Annotated in this window: 19 protein-coding genes and 1 pseudogene; 9 read left to right on the forward strand and 11 right to left on the reverse strand. The window is 71.8% G+C overall.

The annotated features are described in order from the left end of the window. Nucleotides 1-193 precede the first annotated feature (193 nt). The 6 genes from BMY74_RS07825 to BMY74_RS07850 form a co-directional block, all read right to left on the reverse strand. Nucleotides 194-1,531, reverse strand: a complete 1,338-nt coding sequence (locus BMY74_RS07825; protein ID WP_089911844.1) for a hypothetical protein — start codon at nucleotides 1,529-1,531, stop codon at nucleotides 194-196. A 10-nt stretch (nucleotides 1,532-1,541) separates the two neighbouring features. Then, nucleotides 1,542-2,462, reverse strand: coding sequence for an ArsR/SmtB family transcription factor (locus BMY74_RS07830; protein ID WP_089911847.1), 921 nt, complete (start codon nucleotides 2,460-2,462; stop codon nucleotides 1,542-1,544). Nucleotides 2,463-2,569: 107 nt separating this feature from the next. Next, the gene (locus BMY74_RS07835; protein ID WP_089911849.1) at nucleotides 2,570-3,154 is read right to left on the reverse strand and encodes a TetR/AcrR family transcriptional regulator; all 585 of its coding nucleotides are present in this window, start codon (nucleotides 3,152-3,154) and stop codon (nucleotides 2,570-2,572) included. Between the two features lie 3 nt (nucleotides 3,155-3,157). Next, nucleotides 3,158-4,606, reverse strand: coding sequence for an MFS transporter (locus BMY74_RS07840; RefSeq protein WP_089912628.1), 1,449 nt, complete (start codon nucleotides 4,604-4,606; stop codon nucleotides 3,158-3,160). A 127-nt stretch (nucleotides 4,607-4,733) separates the two neighbouring features. Further along, nucleotides 4,734-5,381, reverse strand: coding sequence for a hypothetical protein (locus BMY74_RS07845; RefSeq protein WP_342716637.1), 648 nt, complete (start codon nucleotides 5,379-5,381; stop codon nucleotides 4,734-4,736). Then, a complete protein-coding gene (locus BMY74_RS07850) occupies nucleotides 5,378-6,820 on the reverse strand; it encodes an alpha/beta hydrolase (RefSeq protein WP_089911852.1) in 1,443 nt (480 codons plus the stop codon). The genes BMY74_RS07845 and BMY74_RS07850 overlap by 4 nt, the downstream gene beginning before the upstream one ends. Nucleotides 6,821-7,016: 196 nt before the next feature. On the opposite strand from BMY74_RS07850, the gene BMY74_RS07855 reads away from it, so the two are divergent. Both BMY74_RS07855 and BMY74_RS07860 read left to right on the forward strand, forming a co-directional pair. Further along, nucleotides 7,017-8,186 carry a sensor histidine kinase gene (locus tag BMY74_RS07855; RefSeq protein WP_218159551.1) on the forward strand — a complete coding sequence of 390 codons (1,170 nt, stop codon included), beginning with the start codon at nucleotides 7,017-7,019 and terminating at the stop codon, nucleotides 8,184-8,186. Next, on the forward strand, nucleotides 8,187-8,861 hold the full coding sequence (locus BMY74_RS07860; RefSeq protein WP_089911854.1) for a response regulator transcription factor: 675 nt from the start codon (nucleotides 8,187-8,189) through the stop codon (nucleotides 8,859-8,861). It begins immediately after the preceding gene. A 392-nt stretch (nucleotides 8,862-9,253) separates the two neighbouring features. Here the strand turns inward: BMY74_RS07860 and BMY74_RS44095 are convergent, their stop codons facing one another. Next, nucleotides 9,254-9,412 carry a hypothetical protein gene (locus BMY74_RS44095; protein WP_177229625.1) on the reverse strand — a complete coding sequence of 53 codons (159 nt, stop codon included), beginning with the start codon at nucleotides 9,410-9,412 and terminating at the stop codon, nucleotides 9,254-9,256. Between the two features lie 19 nt (nucleotides 9,413-9,431). Between BMY74_RS44095 and BMY74_RS07865 the strand changes: the two genes are divergently transcribed. The 4 genes from BMY74_RS07865 to BMY74_RS07880 all read left to right on the forward strand — a co-directional run bounded on the left by BMY74_RS07865 (nucleotide 9,432) and on the right by BMY74_RS07880 (nucleotide 16,398). Next, nucleotides 9,432-10,046, forward strand: a complete 615-nt coding sequence (locus BMY74_RS07865; protein WP_089911857.1) for a hypothetical protein — start codon at nucleotides 9,432-9,434, stop codon at nucleotides 10,044-10,046. A gap of 99 nt (nucleotides 10,047-10,145) precedes the next feature. Then, nucleotides 10,146-12,695, forward strand: coding sequence for an NPCBM/NEW2 domain-containing protein (locus tag BMY74_RS07870; RefSeq protein WP_089911860.1), 2,550 nt, complete (start codon nucleotides 10,146-10,148; stop codon nucleotides 12,693-12,695). Then, nucleotides 12,689-15,559 (forward strand): discoidin domain-containing protein, encoded by a 2,871-nt coding sequence (locus BMY74_RS07875; RefSeq protein ID WP_089911863.1) that lies wholly within the window; start codon nucleotides 12,689-12,691, stop codon nucleotides 15,557-15,559. Before BMY74_RS07870 ends, BMY74_RS07875 begins: the two co-directional genes overlap by 7 nt. A 77-nt stretch (nucleotides 15,560-15,636) precedes the next feature. Next, nucleotides 15,637-16,398: an alpha/beta hydrolase gene (locus BMY74_RS07880; RefSeq protein WP_342716640.1), complete on the forward strand. Its 762-nt coding sequence runs from the start codon at nucleotides 15,637-15,639 to the stop codon at nucleotides 16,396-16,398. On the opposite strand, the gene BMY74_RS07885 is transcribed toward BMY74_RS07880, so the two are convergent. After that, a complete protein-coding gene (locus BMY74_RS07885) occupies nucleotides 16,320-16,811 on the reverse strand; it encodes a metallophosphoesterase family protein (RefSeq protein ID WP_089911865.1) in 492 nt (163 codons plus the stop codon). The genes BMY74_RS07880 and BMY74_RS07885 overlap by 79 nt on opposite strands. A 53-nt stretch (nucleotides 16,812-16,864) precedes the next feature. Here BMY74_RS07885 and ku point away from each other — a divergent pair. After that, a pseudogene (gene ku / locus BMY74_RS07890) lies at nucleotides 16,865-17,665 on the forward strand (non-homologous end joining protein Ku); the annotation flags it as partial. Between the two features lies 1 nt (nucleotide 17,666). Here ku and BMY74_RS07895 read toward each other — a convergent pair. Further along, complete coding sequence (locus BMY74_RS07895; RefSeq protein ID WP_245785969.1) at nucleotides 17,667-18,311, reverse strand: PP2C family protein-serine/threonine phosphatase; 645 nt, start codon at nucleotides 18,309-18,311, stop codon at nucleotides 17,667-17,669. A 69-nt stretch (nucleotides 18,312-18,380) separates the two neighbouring features. Continuing rightward, a complete protein-coding gene (locus tag BMY74_RS07900) occupies nucleotides 18,381-19,319 on the reverse strand; it encodes a helix-turn-helix transcriptional regulator (protein WP_089911871.1) in 939 nt (312 codons plus the stop codon). Nucleotides 19,320-19,362: 43 nt separating this feature from the next. Between BMY74_RS07900 and BMY74_RS07905 the strand changes: the two genes are divergently transcribed. Both BMY74_RS07905 and BMY74_RS07910 read left to right on the forward strand, forming a co-directional pair. Beyond that, nucleotides 19,363-20,439: an epoxide hydrolase family protein gene (locus BMY74_RS07905; RefSeq protein WP_089911874.1), complete on the forward strand. Its 1,077-nt coding sequence runs from the start codon at nucleotides 19,363-19,365 to the stop codon at nucleotides 20,437-20,439. A 31-nt stretch (nucleotides 20,440-20,470) separates the two neighbouring features. Next, entirely contained in the window at nucleotides 20,471-23,074 is a 2,604-nt protein-coding gene (locus BMY74_RS07910; protein WP_177229626.1) for an AfsR/SARP family transcriptional regulator, read from the forward strand. Here BMY74_RS07910 and BMY74_RS07915 read toward each other — a convergent pair. Continuing rightward, on the reverse strand, nucleotides 23,057-24,604 hold the full coding sequence (locus BMY74_RS07915) for an outer membrane protein assembly factor BamB family protein (protein WP_089911881.1): 1,548 nt from the start codon (nucleotides 24,602-24,604) through the stop codon (nucleotides 23,057-23,059). The two genes, BMY74_RS07910 and BMY74_RS07915, sit on opposite strands and share 18 nt — an antisense overlap. Nucleotides 24,605-24,896 lie beyond the last annotated feature (292 nt).

A 24,896-nucleotide genomic window follows, 5' to 3' on the forward strand; every position in this document is an offset into this window, starting at 1 on the left:
GACGCGCCGCAGGGCTGCCTGGTGCGGGAGGCCCGGCGCGGGCAGCCTGGCGCGGAAGGCCTGGTGCGGGAGGCCTGGTTTGGGCATCCCGGCGCGGGAGGCCCGGCGCGGGAGGCCCGGTGCGAGCAGCCTGGCGCGGACAGCCTGGCGCGGACAGGCTGGCGCGGACAGGCTGGCGCAGGCCGCAGGAGCGTCAGCGTGCCAGAGGCTGCGGCGCCCGCCCCCGCGCCGCCAGCCTCGGCTGCCCCGTCCTCGGCTGCCCTGGCCCCGGCTGCACCGGGCTCGGCTGCCCCGCGGGCGACTGCACCGCCATCGGCTGCACCTGCCCCTGCACCACCGGAGCGGGATCGCCCCTCCCCGCCACCACCGACGAGGTCGGGTCGATCCGCTGCGACAGCACGTAGTCCTCCGCGGCCTCCCCCACCCGCCCGAGCCGCTCCAACACGAACCCCCGCAAATAGGCCGCCCGCGCCGCACCCCACCCACCGAGCGCGACACCCCGCCCGTAAGCCTCCACCGCCTCCTCCAACGACCCGCACGAGGCCAGCACGTCACCCTGCAACGCCCACGTCCTGTCATCGCCAGGACTGAGCTCGACCAACTCGGCGACGTACCCCAAAGCGCGCTGCCCGAGTCCCACGGCCAGGTGCGTCCGCACGAGGAAGCAGTGCAGCGCATAGGCTTCGTCGGCCCAGGCGAGCCGGTCCATCTCCGTGGCAGGCGTGATCGCGTTCAGCGATTCCAGCGCACGTCCCAAAAGGCGGTGCGTCTCGGTGATGTCGCGGCGCACGAACGGAACCGCCGCGATCGCCCGGTGCAGGCGCGCCCGGTGCAACAACCCGGCGAAGCCGTTCTGCGGCAACTCCGAAGAGGCCTTCACGGCCAGTGCGGCGGCGGCCTGCAGGGAGGTCGAGTCGACACCGCGCGCAGCGGAGCGGAAGACCACGAACAGCGCCAGGTCGCGGCGTGTGGAAGCCGGCAACCCGGACCTCGCGCCGCGCAACGCCATCGCCTCCACGGCGGAGGACGGGAGGTGGCAGCGGAGGACGGCGAGTTGTTCGAGGGCGAGGTCCGGGGAGAGCACGTGCTTGCGCGGGTCGATCACGGTCAGGCCGATCGCGGCGGCCGCGCGGTGGGGATATCCCAGGCGCAGCAACAGGTCGCAGGCGGCTCGGCGGTCGGCGGCGCCCAGGGCGCGTTCGTGGACCCGCCACCAGAGTTCGGAGGCGAGGTCGACGGGGAACGTCGTCATGTCGGGGCCGCCGACGTCGAGGCGGCCCCGGCTCGCGGCGGTGAGCAGGCGCAGGTGGGCGGAGGGTGGTGGCTCGAAGCGCGGGACGTCGGCACCTGTCACGAACGCCGCCGCCATCGCGTGGGTGATGCGGGCGTGCAACGCCGACGAGGCGGAAGGGGCGGACAGTCCGGCGTAGACGTGGCAGGCGACGGGGACGCCGGCGGTGTGCAGGGCGCGCAGGCGGGCGGCCAGCGCGGAGGGGCTCGGGTCGGTGCGGTACCGCGGCAGTGCGGTCATGCGGGCCTCCCTAGTTGAGCAGTTCCCAGCCGCGCCGGGTCAGGCGGTGGCGGACCGACCTGCCGTTGCGGTGGGTCGAGACGAAGCCCGCTGTGCGCAGGGCGGTCGCGTGTTGTGACGCAGTGGGCAGGCTGATGCCCACGTGCTTGGCGAGTTCGGTGGTGGTGCGTTCGGACGTGAGGGCGCGCAGCACCAGCGTCCTGGTGCGGCCGAGGGCCAGTTCGAGGCTGGCGCCGCCGGGCTGGGGCGTGGTGACCGGGTAGAAGAGCAGCGGCTGCGGTTCGGCGAACATCGACACGGCGGGACGGGTCAGGCCGTTGAGCACCGGCACGAGGAGCATTCCGGTGCCGCGCAACGAGACCTCGGTGTCCCAGCCCAGTTCGACGTGCAGGGCTGGTGAGGTCCACGAGATCGACGGGTGCAGCCTGCCGAGCAGGTCGCCCAGGCCGCGCGTCGCCGCCTGGGACGACCGCAGCCGCACCTCCGCGTCGAACGCCTGGCGCGTCGGCGACCAGTTCGGGCCGAGCAGGTCGCGGAAGCCGTCGTGCAACGCCGCGCGCAGATCAGCTCGGGAGGACGGGGTGCCGGCCGCGAACGACCGCAGCCACGGCGACGTCGTGCCGAGCATGCTCGCGATCTGGTCGCGCACCCGCGCGGACGGCACCTCGAGCACCTGGCGGACGGCGTCCTCGAAGTCGGGCCGCGCGGAATTGAAGAAGTCGGGGATGAAGCGGCCGGGCCTGACCAGTTCGGCGAGCGGGCGGATCCGCGGCAGCAGCAGCCGGTCCCACTTGCCGCCGTGCACGGTGAAGACCAGCTCGTACATCGGCAGCGGAGCCGCCGCGAATCGCGTGCGCGCCAGGTCTTCCAGCTCGAAGAGAATCGTCAGGCCGCGTCCTTCGGGCGCGGGTTCGGACATCACGATCGGCATGTGCTTCCCCCCGGAGTGCCATCGCTTCCGAAGGTACGCAGACTTCGTTGTCCGGTGTCGGGGTCGCACGGATTGACAACGATCGGTGGACAACCCCGGACGAGCGGCTACCGCGGGGCGAGGTGGTCCCAGGCGGGGCCGGGGGCGGTGAGGCCGACCAGGAGGGCTTCCAGGTCGGTGAGCGGCTGCCGGTCCGGGTGGTGGTGCCAGGTGGGCACGGCGCTGATGCCGTCGGCCGCGGCCGTGATCAGCGCGGTGACGTGGGGCGGGAGGCCGTCGGCGGCGAGGTCGTCGTGCCAGCGCAGGGTGTCCTCGCGGGCGAGGTCGATGATCTCCGGGATGGTCACCAGGTGGCTGAGCAGGGGGACGAGGTCGCGGAACATGCCGGGGTCGCGGGAGAACGCGGCGCTCACCCGGATGTAGGCGCGGGTGAGACGCCCCGGCGCGGTGTCGTCGGGGTCCACGGCGGCGATGACGTCGGCGCGGAACCGGTCGAACAGGTCCTGGGCGAGGGCCCGCACCAGGTCGTCCTTGGTGGCGAAGTGGTGCAGGAGGCCGCCCTTGGACACGCCCGCGTCCCTGGCGATGTGGTCGAGCGTGGCGGAGGTGCCGCGGGCGCGGATGCACGCGCCCGCGGCGTCCAGCAGCGCGCGGCGGGTGTCCTCGGGGGTGCGCCCGGCTACACGCGGCATGGACTACTCCTCGGTCGGGGTCGTGGTGGTGCCGTTCTTCCTACCGGAGGGGATGGTGTACCAGGCGATGAGGGCGGCGATCACGGTGATCGCGGCGGCGGCGACGGACGTGACCTGCATGGCGGTCGTGAACGCCTCCCGCGCCGCCTCGACGACACCGGGGCCGGCGGTGTTGACCGCGGTCGCCAGCGAGTCCTGCACGGCGGCGCGAGCGGGACCGGGCAGGTCGGCGGGCAGGTCCAGCGACGCCCGGTAGACCAGGGTCACCGTCGAGCCGAGCAGCGCGATGCCGAGCGCCCCGCCGAACTCGAAGGCCGTCTCCGAGATGGCCGAGGCGGCACCGGCGCGTTCGGACGGCACCGCGGAGACCACGGCGTCGGTGGTGAGCGTCATCGCCACGCCGATGCCCAGCCCCAGCGGAAGCAGGGCCGCCGCCAGCCACAGGACGTGATCGGCGTTCTCGGCGACGGCGACGAGCACCAGGCCCAGCGCGCCGAGCAACAACCCCACCGCCACGGCGCGACCGGTGCCCAGGCGTGCCACGAGCAGCCCGATCACGGCGACGGCCAGGACGGACGCGACGGTCGTGGGCAGCTCGACCAGTCCGGCGGCCAGCGGGCGCAGGCCGCGCACGAGCTGCAGGTACTGCGAGAAGAAGAACAACACGCCCATCAACGCGAAGATCGCGACGAAGTTGGCCAGCACCGCCCCGCTGAACGCCTTGTTGGTGAACAGCTCCACGTCGATCAGCGGCGTCTCCAGCCGGCGCTGACGGCGGACGAACAGCACACCCGCCGTCACCCCCACCACCGCGGCGAGCACCGACTGGAGGTCCACGCCGACACCGATGGCGTGCTTGACCGCGTAGACCAGCGGCACGACGGCCGCCATCGACATCGCGGCGGACAGCAGGTCGAACCGGCCGGGTCGCGGGTTGCGCGACTCCGGCAGCAGGACCGCGCCCGCCACCAGGAACACCAGCACCACCGGCACGTTGATCAGGAACACCGAGCCCCACCAGAAGTGCTCCAGCAGCAGCCCGCCGACCAGCGGCCCCAGCGCCATCCCCCCGGCCGAGGCCGCCGACCAGATCGCGATCGCCCTGGTGCGTTCACGCTGGTCGGGGAACATGGTGCGGATGATCGACAGCGTGGACGGCATGATCGTCGCCCCGGCCACACCGAGCAGCAGCCGTGCCGCGATCAGCATCTCCGCGTTCGGTGCGAACGCCGCCAGCGCCGACGCCGCGCCGAACGCCGCGGTGCCCGCCAGCAGCACGCGCTTGCGCCCGAGCCGGTCGGCGAGCGTGCCCGTGGTCACCAGCAGGCCCGCCAGCGCCAGCGCGTAGACGTCGCCGATCCACAGGACCTGCGTCGAGCTCGGGGCCAGGTCCGCGGTCAGCGACGGCACGGCCAGGTAGAGCACCGTGCCGTCGACGGCCAGCAGCAGCATCGAGCCGACCAGCACCACCAACGCCGCCCACCTGCGCCGATACGGCGTGGACGTCTTCGTCGCCGCGAGGGCCTCACCAGGGGTCACGCATTTATTGTACCGGCTGGACGGTGTAATACGAGTCGAACTACCCAGCCCCGCCGTCGAGCAGCCAGTTGAAGCGCAGCCTCCACGCCCGTTCCGTGCTCGCCAGCGCGGCCGCCACGCCCAAGGCGATGTTGAGCCACACCGGCAGGTCGACCGGTGACACGAAGGTGCCGATCTGCGCCGCGATCGGTGCGGGCTGGGTCAGCTTCTCGAGCAGTTGCATGACCAGGAACGCCAGTGACACGAGGAGCACGGTCGTCGAGACGACGCTGATCCCGCGGCTGAGCGCCGGGTGGACGCGGTCCAGGTGCTCCCTGCGGCCCTCTGCCGAGAACCGGTCCGGCCGGAGCCGCCGCTCGGTCCCTCCGGCGGTGACGTAGTGGCACCGCTTGAGCCCGAAAGCGCTCACCTTCACCTCGATCTTGCCGCCCGGGACGGGGAACGCGGCCGGGAGCCGGGACCGGGCGTGGTGCCTGCCGTCGACGTACAGGTCGGCGTTGGTGTACCCCTCGGCGTCGATGCGGTTGTGCCGGACGTCGACCGCGTAGACGGCGTCGGTCAGGTCGAGGTAGAACAGCGAGCGGCCGAACAGCTGCCACCAGCGGAACCGCGGCAGCGGGTGCCCGTCGCCGGGTTTGACGCGCCGGGCGGCCCGGCGTTTGCGCATCTCCTCGAACACGACGGTCACCGGCCCGGTTCCGCGGCGCAGGCGAGGTCCTGGGCCGGGCGTTGCCCGGTGGTCAGGAACTTCGTCGCCGCGTCCTCGGCGCACTGGTTGCCGCCCCACGGGTAGAGGCCGTGGCCGCCCGCGTCGGCGGTCACCAGGGTGGCCCGCTTCCCGAGCGCCCGCCGCAGGTCCTGGGCACCGGACAACGGCGTGCCCGGGTCGCGTTCGTTCTGCAGCAGCAGCACGTTCGACGGACCGCGGTCCCCGATGCGCACCGGCGGCTCGGTGCGCCGGTCCGGCCAGAACGCGCACGGGCCGATGTTGGCCGTGACCGCGCCGAGCATCGGGTACTTCACCCGGTCGGCGGCGACCGCGCGCTGGTAGTCGCGGACCGAGTCCGGCCACCGCGAGTCACCGCAGATCACGTGCAGGCGGGCCGACATGGAGTTGTCGCGGTCAATCGCCGGAAGCAGGGGCACGGGCTGGTTCGTGTCGATCGCCCGCCAGGTCTTGGCCAGCGCGGGCAGGGCGGCGTCGCTGTAGAGGTACTCGAAGGTGATCCCGCGGAAGGTCAGACCGTCCACGCCCTGGACCGGCTGGGCGTCGAGCCGCTTCGCCAGGTCGAAGTACTTGGCGGTCACCTGGTCCGGGGTCGTGCCCAGGCCGTGCTCGGGGTGCGCCGCGGCGTAGGCGGCGAAGTCCGGGAACCGGTCCTCGAGCCCCTGGGCGAACCTGCGCATGGCCGTGACGTCGTACCCGCCAGGCCCCAGGTTGCTGTCGAGCACGATCCGATCGCCGCGGTCGGGGAACATCGTCGCGTACACGGCGCCGAGGTAGGTGCCGTAGGAGGCGCCCAGGAAGGAGATCTTTCTCTCCCCCAGGGCCTTCCGGATCAGGTCCATGTCGCGGGCGGTGTTCGCGGTGGTGGTGTGCGGCAGCATCTTCGCCGTCGGCGAGGTGGCGCACTGCTCGGCGATGGAACGCGCGTAGCCGGCTTCGCGGACGACGTCGGCCGAGGTGTGCGCGTAGGACGCGAAAGCACCTCGTGCCTGCTGCTGCGGGGTCAGTTCGCAGGTCACCGGTGTGCTGCGTCCGACGCCGCGCGGGTCGAACCCGATGACGTCGTAGGAGTCCAGCACCTCTCGGGGCAGGCCGGAACCGGCGAGCAGAGCGGGATACCCGAGTCCTCCACCGCCGGGGCCGCCGGGGTTCGTCAGCAGCACACCGCGTCGCTGGGCCGGGTTCTCGGCGGCCAGCCGGGAGATCGCGATCTCGATCCGCTCGCCGCCGGGATCGCGGTGGTCGAGCGGCACTTCGAGGGTCGAGCACTCGAGCCGCGGTGCGGCGACCCCCTCGGGGCAGGGTCCCCACGCCAGGGTCCGCGCCGCCGCGGAGCCGGCGGGAACGGCGGTGGTCAGCAGGGCGGTCACGACGAGGGCGACCGGCAAGGTCCTGCGCATCGTGTTGTCCTCCAGTCGAAGCGTGCGGGTACGTGCCCGGCTGGAACCCACTCTGTCCACTCCGCACCGCGACCACATCGGTCCCGCGGCTCGACCGCAGTGGCCCCAGGTCGAGTGCGCCGGTACGACCCAGGTCGGGGAGTGGACTGGACCTGGGGCTCCTGCGACGCCCCCGGCCCTTCGCGACAATGACCGGGTGAGAACGGATCCTGCGAGGTGGTGGGGGCACGCGTGGCGGCTGGTGGTGGCCGCGCTGCTGGGAGTCCCCTTCTGGTTCGCCACCGCGGTGCTCGTACCGCCGGGGTGCGCCGCGGACACGTGTTCCTGGCTGGTCACCGGTGATCCGCTGGTCGCGCTCGCCTGTCTGGTCCTGCTGCTGTGGCGGCAACGCTTCCCGCTCGCGGTGGCCCTGGTGGTCACGGTCGCTTCCAGCGCGTCGACGCTGGCCGCCGGCGCGGCGCTGCTCGCCCTGTGCTCGCTCTCGACCCGGCGCCGCCCGGTCGAGATCGGTGTGGTCGTACTCGCCTTCATGACCGCCTCGCAGGTGCTCGGGCGCATCTACCCGATCGACGTCGCACCGGTCTCGATGTGGCTCGAGCTCACCTTTCCCCTGCTGTGCGCGGGGACCGCGGTGGCCATCGGCGTGGCCGTCGGGGCCGGGCGGGCCGAAGCGCGTTCCCTGCTGGAACGAGCCGAAAGCGCGGAACGGGAACAGCACGCGCGAGCCGCGCAGGCCCGCGCCCAGGAGCGGAACCGGATCGCCCGGGAGATGCACGACGTGCTGGCACACCGGATCTCCCTGGTGGCCATGCAGGCCGGCGTGCTGGACCACCGCGCCGACCTGACGGCCGAGGACACCCGCCTGCTGGTCCGCGGGATCGCCGACGGCTCCCAGCTCGCACTGCAGGAACTGCGCGACGTGCTCGGTGTGCTCCACGGCGATCCGGAGCGCCCGGAACCACCCCAGCCCTCGCTCGACCGCCTGCCCGGCCTGATCGCCGACTCCCGCGCCTCCGGGCTCGAGGTCACGCTGGTGAACGACGTGACCGGCGAACCACCCGAGCTCATCGGGCGAACCGGCTACCGCGTCGTCCAAGAAGGACTGACCAACGCCGCCAAACACTCCCCCGGCGCCGAGGTGCGGGTCACCCTGGAGGGAACGGCCGGCGACGAACTGCGCGTGAGCGTCCGCAACTCACCCGCCACCGAGACCGGGCCCCGGCCGCCGTCCTCCGGATTCGGGCTGCCGGGACTCACCGAACGCGTCACCCTCGCCGGAGGAACGCTGGACCACCACCCGGCGCCCGGCGGCGGCTACCTGCTCGCCGCGCGGCTACCCTGGCCGCACCGGACGGGAAGAGGTTGAGTGGACGAGCGCGAACCGACGCGGGTGGTCGTCGTCGACGACGACCAGCTGGTGCGGATGGCACTGCGGCTGCTCCTCGACGGTGAGCCGGACCTGACCGTGGTCGCGGAGGCCGCCGACGGCGAGTCCGCGCTCGCCGCGGTCGACCAGCAACGCCCGGACGTGGTGCTGATGGACGTGCGCATGCCCGGCCGCGACGGCATCAGCGCCACCAGGGAACTGCTCGCGCGCCCGTCACCGCCCAAGGTGCTGATGCTGACCACCTTCGACTCCGACGACCTGGTGCTCGGCGCCCTGGAAGCCGGAGCACTCGGCTTCGTCTTCAAGGACACCCCACCCGCGCGCATCGTGGACGCGGTGCGCACGGTCGCCGAGGGCGACCCGGTGCTGTCCCCTGCCGCCACGGCACGGGTGATCGCCGCCGCCACCGGGCCGCGGTCCTCCGCCTCGCGCCGCGGGAGCCGTGACGCCGCGCGGGCGAAACTGTCCACATTGACCGAACGCGAGCTCGACACCGCGCGTGCCATCGCGGACGGGCTGAGCAACCCGGAGATCGCCGAACGGCTGCACATCAGCGTCGCGACGGTGAAGGCGCACACCGGCAGCCTGTTCGCCAAGCTGGCGGTGGAGAACCGGGTGCAGATCGCGCTCGTGGTCCGCGACGCGGAGGACTGAGGCCTCGGCGGTCCCGCGTGCCGGGCGCGGGGGATGTCGAGGTGGCCTCGTGCCGGATCGAAGACGGCGGTCTGCAGCTGGTCGTCCGGCACACCAGGCGGTAGGGCGCGAGGTGCCAGTGGACGTGCCGGTTGGCTTGCCGGCTGCCGAGGGACAGGACGTAGAGGCGTTCAGCGGGAACCAGGTCGGTGAGTGCACGGCCGGCGCGGTGCACCACCGCTGGTTCGCAGACGAAGCAGGCACGACGAGCGAGGGCGAGGTAGGCGTCGGGCTGCCAGGGCGTGCGTGTGGTCACCGGTCTCGCCTACCAGATCTGCAGCGGTCCGCGACGCGGAGGACTGAGGCCTCGGCGGTCCCGCTCCTCAGGCCGTAGCCACGCGCGGCCTACCTGCTCATTCCGGGCGCGAGGCCTCGGCCAGCCGTGCGTGCAACCGCTCCCTGATCTCGTCCGGCGTGTAGGCCGCGCGGCGGCGCTGGTTGCGGGCGGCGACCACGCCGCTCGCCGCGACACCCGCGAAAGCGGCGATGCCGAGCAGCTTCCAGAGCTTCATGCGCATAGGGTACGGGGCCATGCCGACCTCCCTGGACCAAGCCGTCGAGATGACCCGCACCGGTGACGTGTGGGTGTTCCGCGGGCGCAGCCCCGCCGACCGGGCGATCCAGGCCATGACGAACAGTCCCGTCAACCACGTCGGCATGGCGATCGTCATCGACGACCTGCCGCCGCTGATGTGGCACGCCGAGCTCGGCAAGTCCCTCAAGGACATGTGGAGCGGCACGCACCAGCGCGGTGCGCAGTTGCACGACCTGCGCGACGCCGTGGTGACGTGGCACGACAAGTACGGGCAGCGGGCGTGGTTGCGGCAGCTCGACTTCGAGGTGACGCGCGAGATGGAGGACGCGGCGCTGCGCACGGTGGCGCGGCTCGACGGCACTCCGTTCCCCTCGACGGCCAAGCTCGCCTCGCGGTGGATCCGCGGCCGGGTTCCGGTGGGCGGCAGGTCCGACGCGACGATCGAGAGCGCGTTCTGCGCGGAGATCGTGGCCGTCACGTACGAGGAGATGGGGCTGCTGCCGAAGCGCCGGCCCAACTGGTACGACCCGGGCCGCTTCTGGAGCGGTGACGACCTGGACCTGCTCGGTGGCGCGAAGCTCGGCAAGGAGATCGAGATCGTCGTCATGTGAAAAGCCTGTCCGCAAGAGGACTGATAACTATCAGCCACTTGACCGGGTGTGGACCGCCTCCACACGATGGGAGCGGTCTCACCCCGGGAGCTGACAACGATGTCACGACTGCTCGTCCTCGTGCTCGCCCTGCTGTTGCCCGCCGCGCCCGCCGTCGCCGCACCGGCCGGCTGGACCGTCCGAGGTCCAGGCCAGGTCACCGCGGAACTGGCTTTGAGCAGCGGAAACCTCACACTCGCCGTCCACCGCCAAGGCAGAACGGTGCTCCACCCCGCCGCGCTCGGCCTCACGACGAGCACCGCGGACCTCACCAAGGACCTGCAGTTCACCGGGCGCGCTGACCGCGTTGTCCACGAGCGCTACACGATGACGACGGGCAAGCGGCTGCAGCGCTCGGCCCGGATGACGGAGACCAGGTTCGGGTTCCGCACCGCCTCGGGCGGCTTCGACCTGGTCGTGCGCGTCTCGGCGGACGGCGTCGCCTACCGGTACGTGTTGCCCGGACCCGCGACCGTCACCGGCGAGGCGTCCACCTTCCGCGTCCCCGCCGACGCGAAGGCGTGGCTGCTGCCCTACAACGCCTGGTACGAGGCCAACCGCGTGCGCACGACCGCCGGGGAGGCCACCGGCGACTTCGGCTACCCGTCGCTCTTCCAGACCGGCCAGGACTTCGCGTTGCTCACCGAGTCCGATGTGGACGGCCGGTACGCGGGCAGCCGGTTGCGCCGGGAAGGCGACGGTTTCCGCGTCGTCCTCGCCGACCCGCAGGTGGCGTCGACCGGTACGACGCCGTGGCGCACCGCGATCGTCGGTGACCTCGCCACCGTCAGCACCTCCACGCTCGTGGACGACCTGGCGAGCCCGGCGAAGTTCACCGACACGAGCTGGATCAGGCCCGGCAAGGTCGCGTGGTCGTGGCTGAGCGAGCACTCCAGCCCGAGCGACTTCGCGCGGCAGAAGCAGTACGTCGACTTCGCGGCCCGCAACGGCTGGCAGTACTCGCTGGTCGACGAGGGCTGGAGCGCCGCCTGGGTGCCCGAGCTCATCCGGTACGCCCGCGCGCAGGGCGTGGAGATCCTGCTGTGGATGCACTGGACCGACCTCGACACGCAGCAAGAGCGCGACACCGTGCTGCCCAGGGTGAAGCAGTGGGGCGCCAAGGGCGTGAAGCTCGACTTCATGGAGTCCGACTCGCAGGACCGCTACCGCTGGTACGACGCGGTGTTGCAGAAGACGGCCGACCTGAAGCTGATGGTCAACTTCCACGGTTCCACGATCCCGCACGGCCTCGCACGCACCTGGCCGCACGTGCTCACGATGGAGGCGGTGCGCGGCGCCGAGAACTACCCGCCCGCCGCCAACAACCCCGTGCAGTTCTTCACCCGCAACGTCGCCGGCTCCATGGACTACACGCCCGTGTCGCTCGAGGTCGGCACGAAGGAGGCGTCGATCGCGCACGAGGTGGCGCTGCCGGTCGTGTACGAGTCGGGCTGGACGCACTTCGCCGACAAACCCGAGGCCTACGAACGGCACCCGCAGGCGTTGCGCTACCTGAACCAGCTCCCGACGGTGTGGGACGAGACCCGCCTGCTCGACGGCGACCCCGACTCGCACGCCGTGGTCGCGCGCCGCAACGGCGACCGGTGGTTCGTCGGTGGCATCGCGACCCAGGAGCGCACTCTCCAGGCACCGCTGGGCTTCCTCGGCGGCGGGCAGTGGCTGGTCGAGACCGTCCGCGACCCCGCCACCAGGGCCGACGTCGTCCGCGACCGGCAGGTGCTGCGCAACACCGACACCCTCGCGGTGCCGGCCGGGCGCAACGGCGGCTTCGCCACACTGATCTGCCGCTACCGGCCGGGTCTGCAGACGTGCGACCAGCCGGTCCGCCAGGTCCCGAAGACCACGCTGACCGTCACGCCGACCGGGACGACCGACACCCCGGCGGGTTCGAGCATCGAGGTCACCGGCACGTTCACCAACGGCGACAAGGAGATCCGCGACGTCCGGCTGACGGCGACCGCACCCGAGGGCTGGTCCGCCACGGGTCCGGCGATCACCCGCACCAGGCTCGCGCCGGGCGAGTCGATCAACGGCCGCTGGCGGCTCACCGCGGGCGGGAAGGTCGGCCCGGTGGACGTGCCGGTCGTCGCCACCTTCGGTGACGTGCACGTCGAGCAGGCGGTCAAGGCGTTCGTGCCCCCTCCCACGCCGTCGAACGGCGCACAGGTCAGCGACCTGCCGTTCATGAGCGAGACCAACGGCTGGGGCCCGGTCGAGCGGGACAGGTCCAACGGCGAGAACACCGGCGGTGACGGCCAGGCGCTGTCCATCGGCGGCACCACCTACGCCAAGGGCCTCGGCACGCACGCGCCGTCCGAGATCTCGGTCTACCTCGGCAGGGGCTGCGAGCGGTTCAGCGCGAAGATCGGCCTCGACGACGAGACCACCGAGACGGGCTCGGTCGTGTTCCAGGTGTTCGGTGACGAAAAACCGTTGTACGACAGCGGTGTCGTCCGGACCAAGGGCGCGGCGGTGCCGATCGACGTCGACGTCGCGGACGTCCGGATGCTCAGCCTCCGCGTCACCGACGGCGGCGACGGCCGCAACTTCGACCACGCCGACTGGGCGGAGGCCGCGCTGACATGCTGATCAACCGCAGGACGTTCCTGGCCGCCACCGGTGTGCTCGCCCTCGCGCCGAAAGTGTCGGTGGCACAACTGAAGGACACCTACTACGAGGTGTTGCTCAGGCACACGAGGTGGGCCGAGACGCAGTACGACGCGACAGCCGGACGGTACCGGCGCACGGACTTCGGCTTCGCGGTCGTGCTCGGCAACGCCGTCCTTCTCACGAGAGGCGGCTACGACGCCTCCCTCGCAGGAGTCGAGAAGGACGCGCTGAAGGAGCACACCCTCGCCACGATCAAGCACTTCGCGGCGAGCAACGTGCTGGCGGGCGGCACGGAGTGGGGCAAGACGTTGTTCTGGGACACCACGTTCCAGTCCTACTTCGTGCTGGCCGCCCGCCTGCTCTGGCCCGACCTGGACGCGCGGACCCGCGCGAACGTCGAGGCGATCGCGCGCGGCCAGGCCGAGTACACGACGTCCCTCGGCACGGCGAACGACCCGCGCTCGGGCAGCTGGACCCCGAACGGTCTCACCGGCGGCCACCGCGGTGACACCAAGCTGGAGGAGATGGGCGTCTACGCGCAGGCGCTCGCGCCCGGACTGGCCTGGCACGGCGACGGACCGGGCTGGCGCGAGGCGTTCGGCCGCTGGAGCCGCAACGAGGCGGGCCTGCCCGCCGCCGACCTCGCCAATCCCTCCACTGTGGACGGCGTGCCGATCTCGGCCAACACGGCCACGAACCTGCACGACACGTTCATCGTCGAGAACCACGGCTCGTTCGGCCCGCACTACCAGGAGGAACTCTGGCGCACCTCCGGTCGCAACGCCGTGCACTTCCTGCTCGCCGGACGGCCGCTGCCCGAGGTGCTCACCCAGCAGCCCAACGGGGAGCTGTTGTGGCGCACCATCCTCGCCACGATGAGCGACGCCGGCGAGCCGTTGATGCCGATGGTGAACGACCGCGAGCACCTCTACGGCCGTGACGTCATCCCGCTCGCCTTCCGCTCCACCGTCCTGCAGGACCCGATGGCCGCCCGCGCCGAGGCCGCGCTCGCGTCCCGGCTGCTCGCCTACCAGGCGCACCCGCCGGTCCACCGGCTCGCGAAGTTCTCCGGTGAGGCCAAGTACGAGCCGGAGGCCCGCGCGGAACTGGCGATCAGCTACCTGCTGCACGAGCTGCGCCCGCCCGCGACACCCGTGCCGGAGCAGGAGTTCTTCAGCCGTGCCGCGATCACGATCGACCACGGCGCCGATCCGGGCCTGCTGACCCACCAGTCCGCGGCCGCCTGGGCGGGCACGGTGACGAAGCCGGGCTTCACGAAGCTCGCGTGGCAGCCCGCGCACGACGACTGGCTGTTCAAGATCAGCGGATCGACCCCGATGCTGTTGCCGCCGCTCCCCGTGCTCGGCCGCAACACCGTGGCCTACCAGCAGGTCCGGGACGGTTTCGACGCCACGGCGAGCCTGCTGCGGTTCGCGGACGGGTTCGCCGGCACCGCCACCCTGCCCACCGGCACGGTCGTGTGCGCGCTCCCCCGTCCCGGCCGGGTCGACGTGCACAACCTCGCGATGGCCGGGATGCCCGGACTCACGGGATCCCGCACGTACACGGGATCGGCCGGCCGCGTCACGGTCCAGGCGCGTGAAGGCTTCCGGGTCGACGAGATCACGTTCCCCGCGACGACGGCCCGGCACGTCCGCATGGTCGGTGTCACGCCGCACGCGACGTACGGGTACTCGCTGTTCGACTTCGAGACCGGGACGAAGCCCGTGGCGACCACGGCGTCGTCGTTCGACCCCGGTTACGAACCCGGCAAGGCCACGGACGGTGATCCGGCCACGCGCTGGGCGGTCGCCCGTGCCGAACGCGGCCGCGCGGACAGCTGGATCGCCGTCGACCTCGGCACCGCCACGACCGTGCAGCGCGTGCGTCTGCGCTGGGAGACAGCGGCCGCGGGCGCCTACCGGATCGAGACCTCGGCGGACGGCACGACGTGGACGACGGCGGCCGCCTACCCGCGTCCGGACCTCAGCACACCGGGCTGGCTCGACGTCGACGGCCGCGCGGGGTTCGTCTCGCGGTCCGCCGAGCCGTTCACCGTGCAGGGCGACACGATCACCGTGCCGGCCGGGCTCGTCGAGGGGTACGTGCGGGCCGACCTGCGCAGGATCGCGGCGGAACCGGCACCGGACTGCCCTCCCCACGTCCGAGCGAGCACCGCGGACGGGTTCCTGAGCCTGTTCAACCTGTCCGCCGACGACGTCACCGGACCCGTCCGCCTGCGCGGGAGCCGTCTCTACCGCGGCACGCAGGTCACCACCCGTGACGGCACCGAGTACGCGCTGTCCCTGCCCGCCGCGACCGCCCGCGTCGAAGCACCGTGGTTCACCGCGAAGGGCATCCCGCCGGGCATCACCGCCGTCGTCCACGACGCGCAGCGCGTCACCTTCCGCGGTGGTCCGGCCGCGTTCGTGCTGACCCACCGCGACGGCCGGTCGCTCCCGGTCGTGCTGGCCAGGGCCGAACGCACCGTGACCATGCCGCCGGCCACGCCGTTCCCGATCAACGACCTCGCGCTGGGCCGCGTCACGTTCCCGAACTCCGTCCTGCCACCCGGGATGAGCGACCCGGCGGCCGCGGTGGACGGCTCCCCGCGCACCGCGTGGACACCGGGTCACGACGGCCGCATGGTCGTCGACCTCGGTGCCGCGCACGACATCGCCGATGTGAGTCTCAAGTGGACGCACGGCCGGCCACCGCCGCACACCGTCACCTACAGCCCGGACGGCAGCACCTACGGTTCCACGCCGACCGGCCGGTACGTGGCGGTGTCGACCGGGTGGCGGCCGGGGCACGCGTCGCTCCAGAGCGTGGTGGTGACCTGACGCGGGTTTAACCGGAGGACACCCGGCAACCCGATGGCATGTTCGACGGATTGCGTTCGGCCGCACGGGAAAGCAGCGTGAGTGCGCTGTGGACCGTGCCGCGGTTGCTGCGGCACCCCGTGTGGCGGAACGCCGATCCCGGCATGGGCAGGGGCCTCGGTGTGGTCCTCGCGCCCGGCTTCGGAGCGGGCGACGTGAGCCTGCTGCCGGCCGCCCGGTGGCTGCGCGCACGCGGCTTCGTGACGGCCAGCGCCGGAGTCGGGTTCACCGTGGGCTGCACGGGTGACCTGCTGGTGAAGCTCCTGCGCAACACCGGAGAACTCGCCGAGCGCACCGGTCGTCCGGTGGTGCTGCTCGGCCAGAGCCGTGGCGGCGGCGTTGCCCGTCTCGCCGCCGCCCGGCGCCCCGACCTGGTGTGCGGCCTGGTGATGATGGGCAGTCCCGTGCTCGACCCGATGGGCGCGCACCCGAACGTCATGCGCATAGCCCACTTCCTCACCCGTCTCGCCGCCGCGGGCGTGCCGGGCCTGCTCGACGTCGACTGCCTGCGCGGCCCCTGCTACGACGAGCACGTCAAGGACCTCACCGAACCGCTGCGGATGCCCGCGATCTCGATCTTCTCGCGCTCGGACGGCGTCGTGCCGTGGCAGCTGTGCCAGGACCCGAGCGCCGAGTGCGTCGAGGTGCACAGCACGCACACGGGCATGGGCTTCGACCCGCGGGTCTACGAGCTGCTGGGCCCCAGGCTCGCGGAATGGGCTCAGGTGACGGGCACGATGCGCGCGTCGAGCACCTCGCCGTCGGCCACGTCGAGCAACCCGAGCGTGCCCTGCGGCTGACGGCGCTTGTCGGTGGGCGAGCCGGGGTTGAACACCCGCACCCCGTCCTCCTGCTCGTCCCACGGGATGTGCGAGTGGCCGAACACGATCAGCCGCGCGTCCGGGAACCGGCGGCGCATCCTCGTCATGCGACCGGTCTTCTGGCCGCTGTCGTGGATCATCGCGAACGGCAGCCCCTCGATCTCGGACTCGACGACCTCCGGTGCGCCCCACGCGACCACGTCGGGCCCGTCGTTGTTGCCGCACACGGCGATGACGGGCGCGTACTGCGCCAGCTCGTCCAGCACGGGGGCCACGCAGACGTCTCCGCCGTGCAGGATCAGGTCCGCCGACCGCAGGTGCTCGGCCACGGCCGGTGGGCACCGCTTCCAGAAGCGCGGCGCGTGGGTGTCGGACAGCACGACGACTCTCACGCCGCGACCGTACCCGCCGTTTGCGGTTGCGCCGAACGGGGTACGTGTCCTGCATGGCGAGGGCGATCTGGAGCGGTTCGATCAGTTTCGGGCTGGTGACCATCCCGGTGGAGCTGTACAGCGCCACCGAGGACCACACCGTGCACTTCAACCAGTTCCAGCGCGGCACCTCCGACCGCATCCGCTACAAGCGCGTCAACGAGCGCACCGGTCGCGAGGTCCCCTACGACAAGATCGTCAAGGGCCACGAGGTCGACAACGGCGAGTACGTGATCGTGGAGCCCGAGGAGCTGGACGAGATCGCGCCGGGCCGCAGCCGGACGCTCGACATCGAGGCGTTCGTCGACATCGGCGAGATCGACCCGGTGCACTTCCAGAAGACGTACTGGCTGGGGCCGAGGAAGCCCGAGTTCTCCCGCCCGTACCTCCTGCTGGCCCAGGCGATGAAGAAGACGAACCGGGCCGGCATCGCCCTGTTCGTCATGCGCGGCAAGCAGTACTTGACGGCGCTCACCGAGGACAAGGGCGTCCTCGCCGTGCACACGCTGTTCTTCGCCGACGAGATCCGCAAGCCCCAGGACGTGCTGGACGTGACACCGGAGGGGCGGGCGCCGCGCGGCAAGGAGCTCGACATGGCGGTGTCGCTGGTCGAGTCGATGGCCGACGACTGGCGGCCGAAGGACTACCGCGACACCTACACCGAGCGCGTGAACGAGCTGATCAAGGCCAAGCAGAAGGGCAGCAAGGTCAAGGTCGAGGACGAGCCCGCGGAGGCGACCGGGGTCGTGGACCTCATGGAGGCCCTGCAGCGCAGCGTCGAGGCGAGCAAGAAGAAGCGCGGCAAGGGCAAGAAGGTCAGCTGACCACGAGGGCTGTCGCGTTGTCGGTGCCGTGCGCGTACATGGCCGCACGCACCAAACGCTGTGCTGTGGCGTGGCCGGACATGATCGCCTCGATGCCGTCGTGTCCCAACGGGCCGTAGACGCCGTCTGACACGAGGGCAACGCAACCGGCACGCGTGGACGCACGGCCGATGGTCTCGACAGTCGCGAGGCGCACCGTGTTCGTGACGACGTGCTCCATGCGCGGCTGGGCCACGATCCCGCGTGAGCGGAGGTACTCGGCGACCGTGTGGTCGGTCGTGAGTTGCACGAGGTCCGAGCCGTCGGACGCGTACGCGCGTGCGTCGCCCGCCCACGCGACGTCGAAGCCGCCGCCGGGGCGGGCCACCGCGACCGCGATCACGGCGTCGCCGGAGTGCACCTGCAGCGCGTCCCTGGCCGCCAGGACGGCGGCGACCGGGTCGACCAGCAGCGCGGCGGCGCGGGCGGCGGCCCAGGCGGCTTCAGCGGCGGCAGCGGTGTCGCCCACGCCGTCGGCTATCACGAAGGTGCGGCGGCCGACGGCATATGCGTCTGCATTGTGCGTGCGTGGTCCACGGTCCGACGCGTGGGTCACGGTGAGCGCGGTGCCCAGTGGCATGGTGTGCTCGATCAGCATGGCGGACCTCCTGACCTCCAGTGAGCCTGCTGCGGCTAGGAGTCTGCTGTCAGGACCCTGAGAAGTTCTCTAGAACTTCGCCGCCCGGCGAAACCGCTCCGCCGCCTGGAGCAGGGCCGCGGACAGCTCCGGCGGGGAGACGACCTCGAACTCGACCGTGATGCTCGCGAGCATGAACACCACGTCGTCCATCGTCTCGCCGCCGACCCGCACGTGGCACGAGTTTTCGTCCACAGCCGAGACCTCGCCATAGCTCTGCCAGTCCAGGGCGTCGGAAGCGGGCACGCTCAGTCGCACGACACCCTGCACGGGCCACCGATCGGCCACCCGTGCCGCCACGAACGCCCCCGCGTCGCCGCCCGGGATCTCACGCGGTGTGAAGCGCGCACCGAACGGGGTCCGCACGCTCATCCGATCGAGTCGAAATGTCCGCCAGTCCTCCCGTCGCACGTCCCAGGCGACCAGGTACCACCGCCGGCCCCACGTCACGAGCCGGTGCGGCTCGACCTCGCGCAGCGACTCCTCCCCCGCGTGGCCGACGTAGCCGAACCGGAGCCGCTGCCGGTCGCGGCAGGCCGTGCCGACCGCCGTCAGCACCTCCGCGTCCAGGACGGGACCGGACGACGTGTGCGGCACCGTCGCGAACTCCACCGCGGCGACCCGGTGCCGGAGAGCGGAAGGCAGCACCTGCTCGACCTTCAGCAGCGCGCGCACGGCCGTCTCACCGATGTTCTCGATGCCACTGGCGGTGCGCAGCCCCACGGCCACGGCCACCGCCTCGTCGTCGTCCAGCAGCAACGGCGGAAGCTGCGCGCCCGACCCGAGCCGGTACCCACCACCAGACGTGCCCATCGACGCGTGCACCGGGTAATCGAGCGTGCGAAGCCGGTCGACGTCACGCCGGACCGTGCGTGTGGTGACTCCCAGCCGTTCCGCGAGTTCCGCGCCGGACCACTCACGGCGCGACTGCAACAGACCGAGCAACTTGAGCAAACGAGCCGAGGACACTGTAGGACCATAACTGTCCTACAGCCCGAATAGCGTCTCGAGCATGAAGCCGTTCGAGATCAACATCCCGCAGGCCGACCTCGACGACCTGCACCGCCGCCTGGACCAGACCCGCTGGCCGAACGATCCCGAGGGCGCGGGCTGGGCCCAGGGCACACCCCAGCCGCGTCTCCAGGAGCTCGTGGGGCAGTGGCGCGACTTCGACTGGCGCGAGAAGGAACGACAGCTCAACAAGATCCCGCAGTTCACCACGGAGATCCACGGCCGGGAACTGCACTTCCTGCACGTCACCAGCCCGAACAGGAACGCCGAGCCGCTGCTGCTCACCCACGGCTGGCCGACGACGTGCTTCGCGTTCGAGCAGATGATCGAGCCGCTCAGCCGCGACTTCCACCTCGTGATCCCGTCGGTGCCGGGCTTCGGCCTCCCCGGCCCCACGGAGGAGCTCGGCTGGACCATCCCGCGCGTCGCCGAGATGTTCGCCGAACTGATGACACGCCTCGGCTACGACCGCTATGTCGCGCACGGCTTCGACTACGGCGCCAAGCTCACCCGCGAGCTCGGCCTGCGCGACGAGGTCAGGGCCGTCCACCTCAACCAGATCTTCTCCGCGGGCGTCACCGAGGAGGCGGCCGACCTGGGCGTCGAAGCCGAGCGGCGGTCGGCGGAAAAGGCTTACCGGTACGAGTTCGAGCAGTTCGGTTACGTGGCGATGCAGAGCACGCGGCCGCAGTCGGTCGCCCACGCGCTCACGGACTCGCCGGTCGCGCAGCTGGAGTGGATCGAGTGGGCGTTCCACACGTGGAGCGACCCGGAGATCGGGGTACCCCTCGACGCGCTGCTGACGAACGCCTCGCTGTTCTGGTTCACCAGGACGGCGGGTTCGTCGGCGCGCTACTACCAGGAGGGCGACGAGACGTGGGGCGAGCTGGAACCGCACTCCGCCACACCGACGTCGGTGGCGGTGTTCCCGCACGACGTGGGCGTGCCGATCCGGCGGATGGCCGAGCGCAACCACACCATCGCGCGGTGGACGGAGATGCCGCGCGGAGGTCACTTCGCGGCGCTGGAGGTGCCGGAGCTGATGGTCCGGGAACTGCGAGACGCTTTTCTTTTGTGAGGCCACCGCGGGAGCGACTACGGTGATCACCGTGCGCTTCACGGTCTTCGGCGGGGTCTCGGCGCGGGCGGGCGACCGCACGACCGACTTCGGTCCCACCCGGCCGGGCGCCCTGCTGGGTGTGCTGCTCGCCGACGCGGGCCAGGTGGTGAGCGCCGAGGAACTGGTCGAGCGGGTGCTCGGCGACGCGCCCCCGCCGCGGGCCCGCGCGATGATCCAGACGTGGCTGACGCGGTTGCGGCAGACGTTGCCGGGCCTGATCGAACGCGACGGCGGCGGATACGTGGTGCGGGTCGACCCGCTGGAGATCGACCTGCACCTCTTCCGGCACCTGGTGCGCACCGGGAGGACGGCGGAAGCGCTGGAACTGGCGCACGACGAGCTCCTGTCCACTCTGGACACACCGTGGGCGCGGCAGAGGCGCGCGGACTTCGCGGGCGAACTGCTCGCCGCCCGGCTCGGCCACGTCGACGCGCGGCTGGCCGGGGGCGAGCACACGGCGCTGGTGCCCGAACTGCGTGCGCTGGCCGCCGAAAGGCCGCTGGACGAACGGGTCGCCGCCCAGCTGATCGAGGCGTTGCACGGCAGCGGGCGCACGGCGGAAGCGTTGCGGCACTTCGAGGTCGTGCGCGCCCGGCTCGCCGAGGAGCTGGGCGCCGAACCGTCGCGGCACCTCACGGCCCTGCACCGGCGCCTGCAGGCCGCCTCGGCACCGCGCCAGTTGCCCGCGGCACCCAAGCCGTTCACCGGCAGGGCGCTGGAGCTCGCAGAGCTCGACCAGGCGCCGACCGGGGTCGTGGTGATCACCGGCACCGGGGGCGTCGGCAAGACCTCGCTCGCCGTGCACTGGGCGCACCGCGCGGCGGAACGGTTCCCCGACGGCCAGCTCTACGTGAACCTGCACGGGTTCGGCCCGAGCGGCGCGGCGGTGAGCCCCGGCGACGCGGTGCTGAGGTTCCTGGCCGCGCTCGACGTGCCGCGCGCCCAGGTGCCGCACGACCTCGCCGGGCAGTCGGCGTTGCTGCGCGACGCGTTGGCGGACAAGCGGGTCCTCATGCTGCTGGACAACGCCACGGACACCGACCAGATCGAACCGTTGCTGCCCCGCACGCCCAGCACCCACGTGGTGATCACGAGCCGCACGGCGCTGAAACCCGCACACGCCCACGCGCTGCCGTTGGGACTGCTGCCGCCCGACGACGCCCGCGAACTGCTGGCCGCCCGCATCGGGCACGACCGCGCGCGGGCCGAACCGGACGCGGTCGACACCGTGGTGCGCCGCTGCGCCCGCCTCCCGCTGGCCCTCGCGGTGGCCGGGGCGAGGGCGGCGACGCAGCCGGAGTTCCCCCTGGCGGCGCTGGCGGACGAACTGGCCGACCTCGACGCGTTCGCCGACGACGATGACGTCACCGCCGACCTGCGTTCGGTGTTCTCCCACTCCTGCAAGGCGTTGAGCCCGGCGGCGCTGCGGCTCTTCCGGTTGCTCGGTCTGATGCCGGGCCCGGACATCGGCCTCGCCGGTGCCGCCTCCCTGGCCGGGCTCGACGTCGGCGAGGCCCGCGCGCTGCTCGGGGAACTGGCCAGGGCGAACCTGGTCGACGAACCCGAGCCGGGCCGCTTCACCTGCCACGACCTGCTGCGCGACTACGCGGCGGAACTGGCCCAGGACGGTGAACGGGACGAGGCGCTGCACCGGTTGCTCGACCACCTCGCGCTGACGGGCGTGGAGGCCGGTGTGGTCTACACGCCGAACCGCCACCGCCCGACGACCCCGGACCCGGCGCCGGGTGTCGTGGTCGGGCGGTTCGGCACGCAGGAGGAAGCGCTGGCGTGGCTCATGACCGAGCACCCGACGCTGATGGCGGCCCTGCCCCGCGGCACGCCGGTGCAGACGTGGCTCATGGGCTGGTGCCTCGCCGACGCGCTCGACCGCCAGGCCCGCTACCGCGATCTCCTGACGTCGCAACAACTCGCGGCCGCCGCGGTGGAACGGCTCGGCGACACCGACGCGTTCGGGCGCACGCTGATCAACCTCGGCCGCAGCCTGAGCCGCGCGGGCAGGCCGGACGAGTCCGCCACGGCGCTGCGCCGGGCGTTCGAACTGTACGGGGGCGACCCGGCGGGCCAGGCAGAGGTGCTGCTCAACATCGCGATGCTGTGCCCGGACGACCGGATCGGCGAGGCGCTGGAGCACACGCGGCGCGGGCTCGCGTTGTTCGAGGAGTGCGGCGACGAGCACGGGCAGGCCAACGCGTTGACCGGACTCGCCTGGGGCCACGGGAAACTGGGCGAGTACGCGCAGGCCGTCGAGTACGCGGAACGCGCGATGCGGATGTGGCGGGCGATGGACCACCTGGTCGGCCAGGCCGAGGCGTGGGACAACCTCGGCACCGGCCACCTCGGGCTGGGCGACCACGCGAAGGCGGCCGAGGCGTTCACCCGCTCCTCCGAGATGTTCCGGCGGGCGGGCGACCTGCCGCTCGAAGCCGGTGCGCACGAACAGCTCGGCGACGCCCACGCTGCCGCGGGTGCCGCCGAGCAGGCTCGTCAGGCCTGGCAGAAGGCCGTAGAACTGCGCACGCGGGCGGGACTTCCGGCCGACCGCGTGCGCGCGAAACTAGAGGCCGAACGCTAGGAGCACGTGGCCGTGCGGGTTCTGGAACGCCGAGTTGTAGCCCGACTGCACGTACACCATGCCGTCCGAGATCACCGCTCCCGCACCGGGACCGGCCAGCACACCACCACGACCGGTGAGTCCGTTGACACCGCGCACGTCCTGGATGGTGTCGTAGGTCCAGATGATCCGGCCGGTCCTGGCGTCGTACGCCCGGAACTTGCCGTCGAGCGCGCCGAGCCACACCACACCGGGTGAGCTGGACACCGGCAGGCCGTGCGCCTGGTAACAACCGGGCTGGCCCGCCGCACCGCCCGTGGTGCAGCCGTCAGCGGGTGCCGGCGTCTCCCACAACACGGTGCCGGTGGCGGGATCCACCGCGAACAGCTTGCCGGGATCGGCGTAGTAGGTCGCGATGTAGAGCCGCTTGCCGTCGTAGCTCGACCCCCACTGGATGCCCGAGATGCCGCCGCTGGGCAGCGGCACACCGAGCTGGCGACGCCACACGACCTGCCCCGTCGAGGCGTCGAACACGTGGTACACACCGGACTTCTGCCCCACACCGACGAGCTGCCTGCCGTTCACGCTGAACAGGTTCGGCGTGGCACCGATGTCGTAGTCGAGGTTGGTGCCGTCCTTGAGACCCGGGCAGTAGCCCTCGGCGTCGGGCTGGTTGCACGCGTCGCGCCACGTGTCGGCGTCGGTGACCTGGTTGGTCCACCTCACCGCGCCGGTGCGGGCGTCCAGTGCGAGCAGCGAGTCGAACTCACCGCCCTTGCCCGTGTAGTTCTGGCCCGTGCCGACGTAGAGCGTGCCGGTCCTGCGGTCGATCACCGGCGAGCTCCACACGCCGACGCCGGACGGCTCGAACCGCTTGGCGCCGTTGGGCCACGTGCCCACCTGGACCGGTTCCGGCACCGTGTGGTGGCGCCACACCAACGCTCCGGTGTCGATGTCGAACGCGTCGATGTGGCCGCGGAACGTGCAGCAGTCGTGCGTGTTCGGCAGCACGTTCTCGGCGCTGGACGTGCCGACGTACACCAGTCCGTTGTGGACGATCGGCGAGCTGGTGGTCATCGACGCGATGCCGGTGTCGAGCTGCACCTGCCACTTCTGGCGCCCGGTGCGCTGGTCGAGCGCGAAGAACCTGCTCGCGCTGTCACCGAAGAACACCTTGCCGTCGGCCACGACCGGGCCGTCGGAGTTGAACGCGTACCGGGTGGCCTGCGGGAGCGCGAACTCCCACCTGGCCCGGCCGGTGCGCGCGTCACGGGCGTAGAACTTCCCGTCGGGCCCCCCGAAGTAGACGGTGTCCCCCACGACGGCCGGCTGGCTGCGGACGCCGTTGTAGTCGCCCTTGGGGTAGGCGAACGCCCACTTCAGCTTCAGCTTCGAGGCGTTGCCCGCGTTGATCCGCCATTCCGCGGCCTGGTGCCGCGACCCGGCGAGGTCCTTCGCCCAGCCGGACCAGTCACCGTTCGCGTGCGCGGTGGCGGGTCCTGCGGTCAGCACTGTCAGCGCTGCCGTGAGCAGCGCGGTGGTCTTGAGCATGGAATCGTCCCCCTTCCGCCACCCAGCGTGGCAGTGGCGGAAGGGGGACGCGTCCGCCCAAAGTCTCTTGTCGGCGTAACCGATCGGTTGATGCGGCACGACGAAGTGGTCGTGGCCGGCACGACCACCGAACCCTGCCGCGCCACTTCCCCGGCGAGGCGGTCGTCCCCGCTGTGCCGCGCTTGCACGACCGAGGTGAGCTCGAGATCCGCGACGGGACCATCTGGTGCGACACGAGAGCAGGCGCCTGCGACGCCGGGTCACCGAGCGAGCGCTCGACATTCCTGACGCC

This window comes from Lentzea albida, assembly GCF_900111005.1.
GTDB classification, from domain to species: domain Bacteria; phylum Actinomycetota; class Actinomycetes; order Mycobacteriales; family Pseudonocardiaceae; genus Lentzea; species Lentzea albida.

What these genes read in the sequence shown, in the direction of transcription:
- BMY74_RS07895 (WP_245785969.1), bottom strand. Translation starts at nt 18,311, where the DNA reads ATGCTGATCGAGCACACCATGCCACTGGGCACCGCGCTCACCGTGACC.
- BMY74_RS07835 (WP_089911849.1), bottom strand. Translation starts at nt 3,154, where the DNA reads ATGCCGCGTGTAGCCGGGCGCACCCCCGAGGACACCCGCCGCGCGCTG.
- BMY74_RS07915 (WP_089911881.1), bottom strand. Translation starts at nt 24,604, where the DNA reads ATGCTCAAGACCACCGCGCTGCTCACGGCAGCGCTGACAGTGCTGACC.
- BMY74_RS07870 (WP_089911860.1), top strand. Translation starts at nt 10,146, where the DNA reads ATGTCACGACTGCTCGTCCTCGTGCTCGCCCTGCTGTTGCCCGCCGCG.
- BMY74_RS07840 (WP_089912628.1), bottom strand. Translation starts at nt 4,606, where the DNA reads ATGCTGCTGCTGGCCGTCGACGGCACGGTGCTCTACCTGGCCGTGCCG.
- BMY74_RS07850 (WP_089911852.1), bottom strand. Translation starts at nt 6,820, where the DNA reads ATGCGCAGGACCTTGCCGGTCGCCCTCGTCGTGACCGCCCTGCTGACC.
- BMY74_RS07865 (WP_089911857.1), top strand. Translation starts at nt 9,432, where the DNA reads ATGCCGACCTCCCTGGACCAAGCCGTCGAGATGACCCGCACCGGTGAC.
- BMY74_RS07830 (WP_089911847.1), bottom strand. Translation starts at nt 2,462, where the DNA reads ATGCCGATCGTGATGTCCGAACCCGCGCCCGAAGGACGCGGCCTGACG.
- BMY74_RS07825 (WP_089911844.1), bottom strand. Translation starts at nt 1,531, where the DNA reads ATGACCGCACTGCCGCGGTACCGCACCGACCCGAGCCCCTCCGCGCTG.
- BMY74_RS07875 (WP_089911863.1), top strand. Translation starts at nt 12,689, where the DNA reads ATGCTGATCAACCGCAGGACGTTCCTGGCCGCCACCGGTGTGCTCGCC.
- BMY74_RS07905 (WP_089911874.1), top strand. Translation starts at nt 19,363, where the DNA reads ATGAAGCCGTTCGAGATCAACATCCCGCAGGCCGACCTCGACGACCTG.
- BMY74_RS44095 (WP_177229625.1), bottom strand. Translation starts at nt 9,412, where the DNA reads ATGAAGCTCTGGAAGCTGCTCGGCATCGCCGCTTTCGCGGGTGTCGCG.